This is a genomic window from Colwellia sp. MT41 (assembly GCF_001444365.1).
Classification (GTDB): Bacteria; Pseudomonadota; Gammaproteobacteria; order Enterobacterales; family Alteromonadaceae; genus Colwellia; species Colwellia marinimaniae.
This window is the reverse complement of sequence record NZ_CP013145.1, coordinates 1,259,966-1,273,123: the sequence shown is the minus strand read 5'-3', so window position 1 is coordinate 1,273,123 and position 13,158 is coordinate 1,259,966. Positions and strand designations below refer to the sequence as shown.

At 39.2% G+C, this 13,158-nt stretch carries 13 protein-coding genes; 4 read left to right on the top strand and 9 right to left on the bottom strand.

The genetic code is table 11. From position 1 onward, the window contains the following. Nucleotides 1–122: 122 nt before the first annotated feature. Nucleotides 123–683: a type II secretion system protein gene (locus CMT41_RS05370; protein WP_057180148.1), complete on the bottom strand. Its 561-nt coding sequence runs from the start codon at nt 681–683 to the stop codon at nt 123–125. A gap of 453 nt (nt 684–1,136) precedes the next feature. Then, on the bottom strand, nt 1,137–1,493 hold the full coding sequence (locus tag CMT41_RS05365; RefSeq protein WP_057180147.1) for a DUF2750 domain-containing protein: 357 nt from the start codon (nt 1,491–1,493) through the stop codon (nt 1,137–1,139). A 159-nt stretch (nt 1,494–1,652) separates the two neighbouring features. Here CMT41_RS05365 and CMT41_RS05360 point away from each other — a divergent pair, with 159 nt between their 5' ends. Further along, complete coding sequence (locus tag CMT41_RS05360; RefSeq protein WP_057180146.1) at nt 1,653–2,858, top strand: serine hydrolase domain-containing protein; 1,206 nt, start codon at nt 1,653–1,655, stop codon at nt 2,856–2,858. 362 nt (nt 2,859–3,220) lie between these two features. Next, nucleotides 3,221–5,482, top strand: a complete 2,262-nt coding sequence (locus CMT41_RS05355; protein WP_058026574.1) for a carbohydrate binding family 9 domain-containing protein — start codon at nt 3,221–3,223, stop codon at nt 5,480–5,482. 115 nt (nt 5,483–5,597) lie between these two features. On the opposite strand, the gene CMT41_RS05350 is transcribed toward CMT41_RS05355, so the two are convergent. Next, nucleotides 5,598–6,227 (bottom strand): DsbA family protein, encoded by a 630-nt coding sequence (locus tag CMT41_RS05350; protein ID WP_058026573.1) that lies wholly within the window; start codon nt 6,225–6,227, stop codon nt 5,598–5,600. 180 nt (nt 6,228–6,407) lie between these two features. On the opposite strand from CMT41_RS05350, the gene CMT41_RS05345 reads away from it, so the two are divergent. After that, complete coding sequence (locus CMT41_RS05345) at nt 6,408–7,139, top strand: hypothetical protein (protein ID WP_058026572.1); 732 nt, start codon at nt 6,408–6,410, stop codon at nt 7,137–7,139. Between the two features lie 176 nt (nt 7,140–7,315). On the opposite strand, the gene CMT41_RS05340 is transcribed toward CMT41_RS05345, so the two are convergent. The 4 genes from CMT41_RS05340 to CMT41_RS05325 form a co-directional block, all read right to left on the bottom strand. Next, nucleotides 7,316–8,473, bottom strand: a complete 1,158-nt coding sequence (locus CMT41_RS05340; RefSeq protein ID WP_198149790.1) for a helix-turn-helix domain-containing protein — start codon at nt 8,471–8,473, stop codon at nt 7,316–7,318. Nucleotides 8,474–8,566: 93 nt separating this feature from the next. Further along, the gene (locus CMT41_RS05335) at nt 8,567–9,202 is read right to left on the bottom strand and encodes a hypothetical protein (protein WP_058026570.1); all 636 of its coding nucleotides are present in this window, start codon (nt 9,200–9,202) and stop codon (nt 8,567–8,569) included. Between the two features lie 38 nt (nt 9,203–9,240). Continuing rightward, a complete protein-coding gene (locus CMT41_RS05330; protein ID WP_058026569.1) occupies nt 9,241–9,927 on the bottom strand; it encodes an MlaC/ttg2D family ABC transporter substrate-binding protein in 687 nt (228 codons plus the stop codon). Nucleotides 9,928–10,197: 270 nt separating this feature from the next. Continuing rightward, a complete protein-coding gene (locus CMT41_RS05325) occupies nt 10,198–10,782 on the bottom strand; it encodes a TetR/AcrR family transcriptional regulator (RefSeq protein ID WP_058026568.1) in 585 nt (194 codons plus the stop codon). 333 nt (nt 10,783–11,115) lie between these two features. Between CMT41_RS05325 and CMT41_RS05320 the strand changes: the two genes are divergently transcribed. Next, nucleotides 11,116–11,592, top strand: coding sequence for a DUF4442 domain-containing protein (locus CMT41_RS05320; RefSeq protein WP_057180137.1), 477 nt, complete (start codon nt 11,116–11,118; stop codon nt 11,590–11,592). A gap of 101 nt (nt 11,593–11,693) precedes the next feature. Here CMT41_RS05320 and CMT41_RS05315 read toward each other — a convergent pair whose 3' ends face one another. Together CMT41_RS05315 and CMT41_RS05310 are read right to left on the bottom strand one after the other, a co-directional pair. After that, nucleotides 11,694–12,617: a DUF3083 family protein gene (locus CMT41_RS05315; protein ID WP_058026567.1), complete on the bottom strand. Its 924-nt coding sequence runs from the start codon at nt 12,615–12,617 to the stop codon at nt 11,694–11,696. Between the two features lie 169 nt (nt 12,618–12,786). Further along, a complete protein-coding gene (locus CMT41_RS05310) occupies nt 12,787–13,086 on the bottom strand; it encodes an isocitrate lyase/phosphoenolpyruvate mutase family protein (RefSeq protein WP_058026566.1) in 300 nt (99 codons plus the stop codon). Nucleotides 13,087–13,158 lie beyond the last annotated feature (72 nt).

Genomic DNA, 13,158 nt, shown 5'->3' with positions numbered 1-13,158 from the left:
TGTTATAAGTATAGCGTTAAGATGAAATAAGGATACGTAAGGCTCATTCGCAAAAAACACTGAGGCCTTGCCTTAAGCTAAGAAGATTTATTAGCACACTAGTATCACTAACACCATGAAGATTAACCTAGCGTTGCTTTACCTACTGTAACTTCACCCGTACCAGGGTAATAACGCATTTGCCAATTTTCTTGGCCTTTTGCGGGATTATCGGAGATATAATTGAAGTAACAATGGGTATCAGGATTGGATATTGCACCACCAATATACCAGTAAACTATATCGTTTTCGCCGCCAAAAGCACTATCGGCATGCATAGCAATGTTAAAGTCTTGCTCGAGTAATCCTTGCCAAAGCTCAGCACAAAAATCTCCCGTTAACTGTTGACCATTATCACCATAAAGTTCGGTATCTTGTCCTAAAGGAAAGCCCGTAACAGTGGCATCTATATCGCCAGCGCCAAAGCACTTTAGATCTTTAACATGACCTGCTGCTGATTTGACTAACCAGCAACTGTGGTATAAATCCACCGCACTTTCAAAAGAAGCAAAGGTAGCATGAGCAACGCTATCGTGAGCATCTTGGCTTAAATTCATAAAACGGGGTAAAGCAGTAACAGACAAAATGCCAAGAATGACAATGACGGTGACTAACTCAATTAAAGTGAATCCTTTTGCTCTCATGTTTGCATACCTAAAAATTACAACCTAGGTATTGTATACTGCATGCAATATAATTAATAGTTGAAGAATGTTACACTTAAAAGTTAAATAAGTGTTACCCCCTTAAACTATAACGGCTCAAAGACTTTACCAAATAAGTTACGGTATACTAGTGAAAGCAAACAACGAACTATGCTCAAGATAAGTGGACTATCTAACCGATGAATAACACTGAAAAGACCATATTTTCAACAAATACTGACCCTATTTTCTTAGGTCATGTCTATGTGATGAGACGTGGTTTTTCATTATAATGTAGTAATCCGGGTAAAGTGACAAAACAAATAAAATCCTATTTGAACGCACAAAATATCTCAAAGAGTTTTACCAAGTTCCAGTAGCTGTGGTGGTAAAACTATTGAGTAGATAAAGTTTAAAAACAGCCAGTTTAATCACTTTACTTGCATGGGCTATTTATTTTAACGACTCTATTTCAGCCAGCGCTTGAGTAAAGTCGCTTAATTCCATTTCCAAATATTCCTCATCACCTTGCCAGTTAATACCAACAATAACACCATCTTTATTTAAGTCTTCTAGCCAAAATTCAAACCAATCTGCTAGGGAAATTTCACAAGGAACATAGTTACACCACTCATCAATACAGTGCTGCTGAGCTAAATCGGCACTTGACCAAAGTGGCATCACCTCGGTGTTTTCAAAGCTAGGCGAATCAAGGACGACCCAATCTTCACTGGCTTTATCTTGTAGTGCCCAAAGCACTTGTGTCGGTTTTGCTTCAGTCAAAAAGGTGGTCAGTATATTATTGCTCATAAGTCATTGCTTCTCATTAATTGAATGCGCTGATTATAGCGAAGTTGCCACTATTGATCATGCTTTTGTCGTAACGCTCAAGTGGCAGTAAAATTAAAGCCTTTTTATTTGGCTGCTTAATGGCTAGAATTGGCGCCATTTTAATATTGAGAGCCATCTATGTTTTTTCGAATGAGCTGCACTTTACTAGCAATATTTTTTTCTTTGTCCTCATCAGCTATTAATATTAGTCAGTTCAATAATGAGTTTTCACTGCAAGTAAGTAAGCAACTAAAGCAATATAGTATTCCTGGCGGTACTTATGCCATAGTACAAAACAATACTATTGTTGCCATAGAAAGCTTTGGTCATACCGATAAAACTAAGTCCCATCAAATTGATAGCAATACTGTTTTTCGTTTAGCTTCGGTATCTAAAACATTTGCCGCCACACTAACCACCATGCTGGCGCAAGAGCATAAATTAAGCCTGTCAGATCCTATTACCAAGTATGTACCGAACTTTGTGTTAGCCACTGATGGCGCAGCACAAAAAATACAACTCAAACATCTGTTAAGTCATTCAACGGGCTTGATGCCAAATGCCTTTGATAATCTACTCCATGAAAACTGGGACATGGAAAAAATTATCGGCCGATTTGAACGCATTACGCCGATTTGCCCGCCAGAAAAATGTTATGGCTACCAAAATATAGCCTACAGTATGTTGCAAGGGGCGATTGAAGCTAGCCAAGATAAAGACTACGCCAGTTTATTACAAGAACGCGTATTTTCCCCGCTCAATATGACGCACGCCTCTGTGGGTATCGATGTTTATAAAGAGCAGATAAATACGGCCAAGCCCCATATCCTTCGAAAACGGGTCAAAACAGGTAAAAAAGACCAGCAAGGTCGTGAGATTAACGAATATGTCTGGCGTACGGTAAAAGTTAGCCCAGATTATTATAAAGTAGCGCCTGCCGCCGGTATTAATGCCAGTATTACTGACTTAGCTAAATGGTTAATCGCCAATTTAGGCCATAAACCTGAGGTATTATCACCCGCGCTGTTAACAGAAATAACCACACCGAGGATCAGAACGAAAAAAGATTTACGTCGGCGCTATTGGCGTGAGTATTTAACCGATGCACATTACGGTTATGGCTGGCGCATATACCAATTTAAAGGCCAGAAAATAATTTATCATTCCGGTTGGGTGGCAGGCTTTCGGGCGGAAATAGGTTATGCACCTGATTTAGACCTAGGTTTTGCCATACTCATTAACGCTGAATCAAACACCATCAGTAAAATATCAAGCCAGTTTTGGTCCCAAGTAGCAAACTTGTCTAGCAGACCTTTAACCAAGCGCACTAAGAGTACACTTTAAAGAACCTGAGAGCGGTAGAGATAAAACTAAATGCCCCCCCAACTCGGCTATAAACAGCACTTGCTCAATAACGCCCGTTAGGTAAAGTTCAGCTTAAAGAGTTAAAACAGTTACTATTTTATTAATATTTACCGCAAAAATGAGTAAAAATCGTCAATATTTATGACATTTTGTTAGTGCTAAGAAATAAAATAAAGTGATGAGACTACGAGACAAGTCGTAGCCTTGTTGTATATACAGCAATACTGCCCATAAAAAATACCAGTCAGTTACTTTTTGTTACATATGGAAACAAACCTTTTCAAACTTTCAAGCGACAATTACCCTAATAAAAATAATTTATAAATATTTAATATTTCTCTATGTCCTTGATAAAAAACAGCCAAAAATTGACTCGCACGCTATTACTTCTTGTTATTGCCACTCTGCCCTTAAATCTTGCTGCCAAGCAAGCAGAGAGAATACGTTACCAATTAACCCACAATAAAGCCGTTATCAAGGTTGATGGCCGCATGGACGAAGCCGTGTGGCAGACGGCGACAAAAATGGAATTAAAATATGAAAAGAGTCCTGGTGATGGTACACCCTCGCCAGTAAAAACCGAGGTGTTCTTCTATGAAAACGGCAGCTCTTTTAACGTTGCCTTTATCGCCTACGATCCCAATCCTGAAAATATTAGAGCATCCTTGCGAGACCGGGATAGCTTATGGGCTGATGACAGCGTCGCCATCATTATCGATACCTTTAACGATGAACGCAGCGGTTATGAGTTTTTTGTCAACCCCTTAGGGGCACAAGCCGATGTTCGTATGGACGATACTGATGGTTGGGATGAGGATAGTTCGTGGGATGCTATATGGGAAAGTGCCGGACAAATTACTGACTTTGGTTATGTGGTTGAAATGAGCATTCCTTTTAGTGCGCTACGTTTCCCTGATTCGGATGAAAAACTGGTCTGGAATATTACCGGTTTGCGAAATTACCCCCGTGATGTCAAAATTCAAATGGCCACCAATATCTTTGATCGCGATATAGAGTGTAACCTCTGCCAGTTTCACCAACTAATTGGTTTTGAGCACATTAAACCAGGTAAGAACTTTCAATTAACACCAACGCTTACCTTATCACGAAAAGATGAAAAACCCGACTTGCCCGGAGAGTGGCAAAACGGTGATATTGAAGTAGAGCCTGGCTTAGATGTTCGTTGGGGCTTAACGCAAGATATCGTACTAAATGCGACGTTAAACCCTGATTTTTCCCAAGTGGAAGCCGATGCCGGTCAACTGGATGTTAACAATACTTATTCATTATTTTACCCAGAAAAAAGGCCTTTTTTCTTAGATGGTGCTTCATACTTTGATACCACTAATTTTAATTTTGTCCATACCCGTAATATCGCTGATCCTGATGTAGGGCTAAAGTTAACCGGGAAAACCGGTGAGCACAGTTACGGCTTAATGTTAGCCGATGACAATAACACCTCCTTTTTAATGCCTGGTAATCAAGGCTCAAATATTGCTACTTTAGATGAAAAATCTAATATCGCTATAGCACGTTATAAAATGGATGTTGGTGAGCGTAACAATGTCGGTGTCTTAATGACTCACAGGCAATCTGACAATTATCACAACACCTTGGCGTCATTTGATGGCACCTACTGGCTCAGTCAAAATGATAACATTCAGTACCAAGTGGCCCAATCAGATACTAAAAATACCGCGGCAGTGATGCAAGACTTTGATGTCAGTGAAAAGCAAACAGGTACAGCTTTTAGGGTGAATTATTCTCGTGGTACCCGAGATTATAATTTAAAAGCCGGCTACACCAATATTAGCGAAGATTTTCGGGCCGATTTAGGTTTTCAATCACGCAGTAATATCGAGCGAGTAGTCTTAGGTGGTCGCCGTACCTATTACGGTGAAAGTAATGATGCCCTAACGCAATGGGGCTATTTTGGCGATTGGGATAAAACCTACGACCAAGACGGTCAGGTACTTGAAGAAGAGTACGAGATACATGGCACCATGCAAGGGACAAAACAGTTTTTTACTAACTTTGGCCTAGTACACCGAGAAAGATTGTATGAAGAGCAATACTTTAAAGAAACACAATTTAAAATCTTTGTTGAAATGAGGCCAGTGGCAAATATCAATATTGGTACCTTTTTCAAATTTGGTACACAAATTGATTTTGCCAATGCGCAATTAGGGGATGTACTTTACATAGAAGCATTTACCCAATGGGATGTTAATCGACATATCAATGCCAGTATTAACTATAATTACTCTCACCTAGATGTTGATGATGGCCGGTTATTTACCGCACACCAAGCAGATATCAGGCTCAGTTATCAGTTTAGTATGCGCAGTAAACTAAAACTTGTGGTGCAATATACCGATATAAGCCGAGATGTAGCTTTATATAGCGATAAAGATGCTGATGACCGCCCCGATGCACAAGACAGGTTTTTCTCCAGCCAGCTGATTTATTCCTATAAAATCAACCCACAAACATTATTCTTCCTTGGTTATTCCGATGGTGGCTATCAAGATGATAGCTTAGCTCAACTGACCCGAGATGAGCGTGCTATCTTTACTAAGTTTAGTTATGCTTGGCAAATGTAGTTTTTTGCCCTGGCACAATATTTAGCGTCATACCCAATAAAAAAGCGATGTTCGCCATCGCTTTTTTATTGCACAAATCCCTCCGACCCTAGCAACTATAGTTACTATTATCTCGCTAATTCATCTTGCCCATAATATCTGCCAACGTTGACCGATAATCTTGATAATCAACAGGTATTTGTTGGCGTATACCCTTGCTTTCAAGCACTAAGGCAGGAAAACCCTGCTGGCTTAACTGTCTAGCTAAATTTACTTGCCTAGCTAATTCTTTATCGGTTTCCGCAGAGCTAATATCATGGGTAAATTGCGCAATATCTAGGTTGACAGATTGTTGCTGGCTTAACTCTTTTGCCAAAGCAATTAGTACCTCCAGATCAGCAGGGTTTAAAGCCCGTAAATAATAGCCTTGCTGAATGGCATCTATCATAGACTTTTGGCAAGCTTGCTTATGGGCAGCAATTGCCGCTCGACAAGCGTTATAGGTTGAGCGCCTGGGTATATTATCGCGCCAAAAATCATGATTAAAGCTGGTGCCTAGTTTCTTGGTAATAGTGCGCCAATGGTTTTGAATCATGTCTTGCTGCGCTATTGGCATAGGTTCATTTGAATCCGCGGCTAAACCGCCAGCAACATATTCCACCGAAATTGCAGTGGGTAATTTTTTCTGTAACTCATGCCAAACTGGACGATAGCCCCAACACCAGCTACACATTGGGTCATGGAGATAATATAACTTAGTACTCATATAGGCCTTAATAATAAGATGTTAATTAGCTTGTGCTAAGTGCGATAAAATAAGTAGCAATAAAGGGCGGTAAACAGCGATAACTTTGCCTTAGTGGAAAAACTGGACACTTTAGCCATATGTTGCCAGCTATTGCAGCTCTATACTAACGGCAACTTAACGCTATTTACATGATTTTCAATGTTAAAAACTCTTAGTAAAACTATTTACACTATTTCTCTGCTGCTTGCTAGCTCGATTGCGAGTGCATCCTTGATCACTAATGGCAGTTTTGAACAGTTACTATTTGCCGATAATTCAACGGTTAAAGGCCTAGTTCATCAGACAGATTTACAAAACTTTGCCAACAAAAATAGTGGCTGGGATGTTTTTTACACCCTACCAGGTTGGGTCACCACGGCGGGTCATGGCATAGAATTACAAAAAAACATTGTTGCTAAATCAATTGATGGTAGTAACCATGTTGAACTTGATGCTCACCGTAGAGGCGCCTCAAATTCAGTAATGACGCAAACACTTGCTTCACTCACCATAGGCGCAGACTATTTATTAACCTTTTATTATCAGGCGCGCACCAATAATAAAAACGACAACGGTATTAATGTCTTTTGGTATGACGCTGCAATAGCTTTTGATTTAGACATGGATGCTGATTTTTCCATCAACGACAGAAGTAACCAACAGTCAAATTGGACGGTACAATCGGTTTTGTTAACCGCGCAATCCGAAACAATGGCTTTAAGCTTTGGCGCCTTTGGTAAGCAAAATGGTCTTGGTGGTTTACTTGATAATGTTTCTTTAGTACAAGTTAATAACGGCCCAACAACCGATATCCCTGAGCCTCCAGTGTTCGCGTTATCAATGTTTGCTTTTGCCCTATTAGTACGCCGTCAGCATAAAAAAAGTCAATAGCTCCAGCTAACAGTTACTATAAAACGAATATATTAGCCGTAGGTAAAATTAAAGCCCGCTCATTATAACTTTCTCGGTCAGCCCCCCTCTGGTATAAGAGTGGCTGAGGAGGTTTCCCTTTTGCTATTCATAGCTGCTGTGCAAATAAGACAAAAAAAACCGTCTCGGCCGGTAAGCTATTTACCTTGAAATAATAGTGCCTTAACCTCAGTAAAACCGTCTAAGTTTAACAATTCAGCTTTTAGTTCCAGTTCACTATAGTCCTTACGCCCCGTTGCTAACGCGTATAAACAAGACAACATAAACAACAATAATTCATCATGTCTACTGGCTTTAGTTGCTTGCTTAGTCACTTTATCTAAATGATTCAGTTGCTTAATAACCCTAGCATCGATATGCCATAAAGAGAGCATTAAGCTTGATGCGCCATAAATGCTAATATCCATTACCTGATAAAGGTGATTGTTTAATGAATGTAAATCATCAATTCCTTGCAGTGAATGCAACATAAGTTGGTGTTTTACTGCCTCTTTATGGCACAGTAATAACATGCCTAATAACGCAAATACCAGCACTTGTTCAATAAGAGCTATATCAAATTTAACCCCAATACCGGCTGACTTACGCAGCAATTGAAACAATTTAGGCGCGGTCAAAAAAGCATGGGTACATTGATTAATAACCCTTTGCTCTACATGTACTGCTAAGGAATCTTTCACTGCATAGATAACGGCTAAATTAACCACGGTATTTATGCCTAAATTTCGGCTAATCGCTTCTTCAATATTGTTAGGCGTTTTGCCGTAAATAGCTTTACTGGCAAGCCCCATTATACGTCCGGTGAAAATAGCATCGTTAGCTATGATTGCTATCACGCGGTGCAAATCAAAACTGTCTTTATCTTTTTCACTTAGTAATCGCTGGCAGCTATCGGGTAAGGGCGGCATGTTTTGTGCGATAGTACTTAAGTTATGCTGATTATTTTTGTTGTGACCAACAAGGGCTAACTCACGAAACTGCGATGGGCTTATGGCAAATTTATTACGAAAAGCGCGCTCAAATGTGGCTCGTTCAGAATAGCCCAGCTTCAACACTAACGCGCTAATACTAACATTTTCAGTTAATAAGGCATGTACACACAGCTCATTCAAAAACTTATGTTGAATACGTTTAAAGGTAGCTTCTTCTTGGCTGAGTTTACGCCGAAAAGAAGTCATACTCATCGCCAATGCTGTTGCACACTGCTCGATGGTGAGTGTTGCCGGGACATCACTTTCTCTTAATAATCGATTAACCGCGGCGGTGAGAATTAATGGCTTTGTATTTTGGGTCATGGGGTTTTTTATGGTAAATAAGCCAGTGTGCATAACTGGCTTTGTGCCCCATATAATGCTTACTTTACCGTTGATTTACTAGATAAAATACGATTATACTGCTATTAACTTCATTTGTGCCTTATTAGCCACTTTACTCTGCACTTCTCTTAGTTGATGAAAAGATCCGATAAATAGAAACACATAGCCAAATAGCTCTAGGCCTTCTTGAATAATGGTTTTATAAATATGCTGATAATCATCATTCATCACCTCTTTCCACAAGGTGCCTGAGCCAAATAAGCGACTAAAGATCATGATAATAACCAAACCAACCAATATATTGAAATAGGCATTGCTTTGGCTAAATAAACGCACCGAGCTAAGTAAATCAGCGCTATTTTTTACACTATAGATAATCACTAAACTGGCTAGTAGCAAGGTTGGATAAAGCCAAAACCCGTGTACTATCATGTCAAAATAATAATCTAGTTCACGTAAAAACATACAGCCAAAAAAGCCAGCAACTAAGACAAACAAGGTTCGTGACTCTGCTACTTTGCTGGCTGACCAAATAAAAATACCAATACTCGCCAGCAATAACAGTTGTTGAAATAGTTCAGTCAGTGAGCGCTCCGACAAATTATTTTTCAAAACAAAATAATCTATATTAATGGTAACAATAACACCTGCCGATAGTAGTGAAACGATGATAAAAGGTAATACTAAGATTTTAAATAATTGCAACAAAGCCAACTCCGTTTACGATAGGTTAAATTGAAGAAATATTACTTGGCTAAAGCCGCTAATTCTAAGGTAACGTGAGCTATGCCCTGCTTAGCGATTTTTTTATTAAGCTCAGCTTGTTTAGTACTTAATAACGATATGCCCTCTATCGTGATATCAAATGCCTTCCAATGGCCGGTTTTTTTATTTTGTCGCATTTGAAAAACCAAATTAATGGTCGGTGCACCTAGCTCAATAATTTGGATTTTAATACCAATGATTCTTTTGCCTTTAGTCGGTTTTTCCGGCTCAAAAATGACTTGTTGGTTGGTATATTTGGATAGAGCAATCGAGTAAGTTCGTACCAAGTAATGGCGCATGGCTGCAACAAAATCAGCACGTTGCTGTGTTGATATTTTTTTCAAATGTTTACCTAAAACACGATAGGAAGCGTAGCGATAATCTATTGCTGGCATTAATTCTTCTTCAACAATGTCGCGCATTAAATGTGGAAATTTAGCAATGGCTTGTTGATTAGCCGCTATACGTGAAAACAAGTTAGTAGCCGCTGTTTTTAAGACCACATAAGGTGAGGTGCTCTCTAAATAATGAGCGGAATTTACTGTAGCAGAAGCGATTGATAAATCTACTGAGCTAGCTGACCCTGTTGATGATGTCGCCATCACCTCACTAGTAATAGTTGAAGATAAAACTAAAGCCAAAATGCTTTTTTTTATGAATGATCGCATGATAAAAAGTCCTTAAATATAAGATATGTACTGCGCTACCAGCAAAACAAACCGACCGAGCGGTTTGTTTTTTTTTGTGGCGAGAGAATAGCACCGACCTAGCAGTTTGTGAAAGATGTTTTAAAGAACTAAAAAGTTTACAAAAGTGTAAATGGGCATAAGCACTCAGTAAATTATGCTGCTCTGTGCCGGGTTAGGTGTCGGCAAAGTGCAATACAGTAAAAAGAGCTGAATAACTAGGTAAGACAATGAACACAGCCATAAGCTGAATTATTTTTTCAACGCTCGAATATAAAGGCATAACTCAGCAATAACTTGTTGAAACAGCGCTTTATTACGCGAGCTTTTGCATAAGGTAGTGGCACCATTTAAGGTTGAGACAATAAAGTAACCCACTTGGCTAAGCGCTAAATCTGCACGTAAATCATCACTGATTTTCTCAAGGGCATCAACAATCAACTGATTCAACTGCTCTTGCAGAGCTAAAATACGCAAACGAAAGCCCTCATCGACATTAGCCATTTCTTCGCACAGGTTGTTAAGCGGACAACCACAAACAACTTCACTACAAGACATTTGCTCAGTAATTGCAGTGAAAAAAGCACATAAACCTTCAATGGGATCATCTACAGCCAAAGCTGATTGCCATAGTTCTAGAAACATCGGGGTATAAATTTCTTCGAATACCGCATAACCCAGCGCCATTTTACTGCTGAAATGGTGGTAAAGTGCGCCTTTTGATATTTCACAGCGATTGAGAATAACCGACAGACTAGTCGCTTTAAAACCATGCTGATGAATTTCATCGGCGGCTACGGTTAAAATATTTTGGCGGGTTTGCTCAGCATCACTCATGGCTACTTCTCAATTTATTCACTCTATTGAATAATAACCAACCGCTTGGTATGTTGCAAGAGTTGCTTAAGCGCCCTAGCCTTTAGTTGTGATCATGCAAAAATTGAGCTAAAGCAATGTTAATGACCGTCCTCGAGTTAAATCTGTGCTTACACGCCAATAACTGCAGCAAGGATAGTATGCTAAATGTTCAACCATCAAGGCGCTAACTGGATTTTGCAAGTTATAACGTTTATATTACTGTCAACCTACTGGTACAATGAGTTGAGAGTAATATAAACGTTATTATTCAATTCGATGTAATTAAATTTTATTTCACTTAAGTGACTATCAATGAATTTATTGTTTAAAAAAGCGTGGCTATTCCGCCTTATTATGAATGCCTGGCCACCGTTGTTTTTTGCTGGTATTCGCATTAAACATATCTCAACGGATTTTAAAACGGCCCGGGTAGAATTAACACTACGTCCGTGGAATAAAAATGCAGTTGGTAGCCATTTTGGTGGCTCTTTATTCGCTATGACCGACCCTTTTTGTATGTTGATGATCCTGGCACAGTTAGGCGATCAATACGTGGTCTGGGATAAATCAGCTGACATTGATTTTATCAAGCCGGGTAAAGGTAAGGTCATTGCAGATTTTTCCATTAATCAACAACTCATTGACGATATTATTGCTAATACCGCCAATGGTGAAAAATACTTGCCTCAAATTACCGTCTATGTAAAAGACGAACAAGGCGATATAGTGGCTAAGTTGAATCGTACGCTTTATATTCGTCGAAAAAAAGCAAAAAACAGGGGCAAGTGAGCTAACTTGCCCACTCATCTTAATTACTGACAAAAAAATCCGGCATTAAAATGCAGGATTTAAAATAAACTATGACTTATACGGATTGCTATTATTAATACTTACACATTCAACATGATGTGTTGGTGTACCTGAACAATAATGTCATCACTTTCTTTTTTCCAATCAACTTCATCAGAAAATTCTATCACCGCCGCAATAGCTTGATTAACAAACTTGCCATAATTGTGGTGTGTTTCATCACTTTTATCGGCAAAAAAGACCAGTCGGATCGTATCAACTAACTTATCAGCATCCCAATGCACGCAAAAACGTGTTTCAGTATTCTTTGGATTAACACCGATAGAAATCAACTCACCAGTAACCTTTACCGCTTCATTTTCATCATAACGAACAAATGGCGATAGCCCATTGGCAATCAATGCTGCTTGGTCAATTTTATTTGCCTGACAAGACTTATTAAAAGCACTTTCAATTTTTTGATAGAGTTTAGTAAACGGCTCATCCGATAAATAATCAATATCAGCGCCTTTTAATAAACGACGTGCCATGGGGATACTGGCAATCACGTAGGTAATAGAGGTATGAGCACTGCTAATACTCTGCCTTTGACTTTCATAACGATCAGCAATTTCTCTAAAGGTGTGACTAAGGGTATTCGCTCCGCCTTTATCTTTGGCAAAGATATCAAAGGTTAAATGTTGATGATCACGCAATTTAATCTCATTTTCAGCCAAACCAATGGCTGTTGAAATATCTTTAATCGCTTGGTAAACCTTATTATGGAACTTAGCTGAATTAACTTTAAGCTCTTGGCCAGTCGCTAAAAACAATATTTTAATTTTTCTGACGCGAATTGCGCCATCAAAATAGCCTTTAAAGGTACTATTGTGCTCAGGACAGTAGAAGAAAAAAGATTGCTGCTCAGTATGTAAAACTTGTTGCTCACCGCTATAGCGCACTCTAACAAGACGATTATTGGCAACAAAAATCACATGGGATAGGCCATGTTCCTCAACTGACACTAGCACAGCACACTAATAAACGGTTATTACCTGCCTAAGCAAGTAGAAAACAGAAAACAGAAAACAGAAAACAGAAAACAGGCCAAGCTAATGCTATAAGTAATGGACGACAATAATTACCTTAGTTTTGTAGTCCATTACTTTGCTCTGTCATTAATGCCGATAAGGATTAATGGCTCGGCTGAAATACTGGCTGGAATGAGTTGGTTTGCACAATATTGCTGAGCCTTGTTGCCAAATCCTCTTGCAAAGCATCAAAAAGGAAGTTGCCCATGCTGATGCGCTTAACACCCAGTGATTTTAAGCTAGCAAAATCAGCTAGCTCAAGCATGCACATAACATTAACTGGTAACTTTGTGCTATTAACCACGGCTGCAATCGCCTCAATTTGCACAATACATGGCACAAATAACCCATTCGCTTTGGCAACAAGGTGCAGAAAAAAACCGACCAGGAGCTTATTTGTCAATATTTTGGTGAAGACCCTGTCTATCCGGTGTGTTCGGCTGAACTGGCTAAATCAATGAGTTTTAAAACCCCC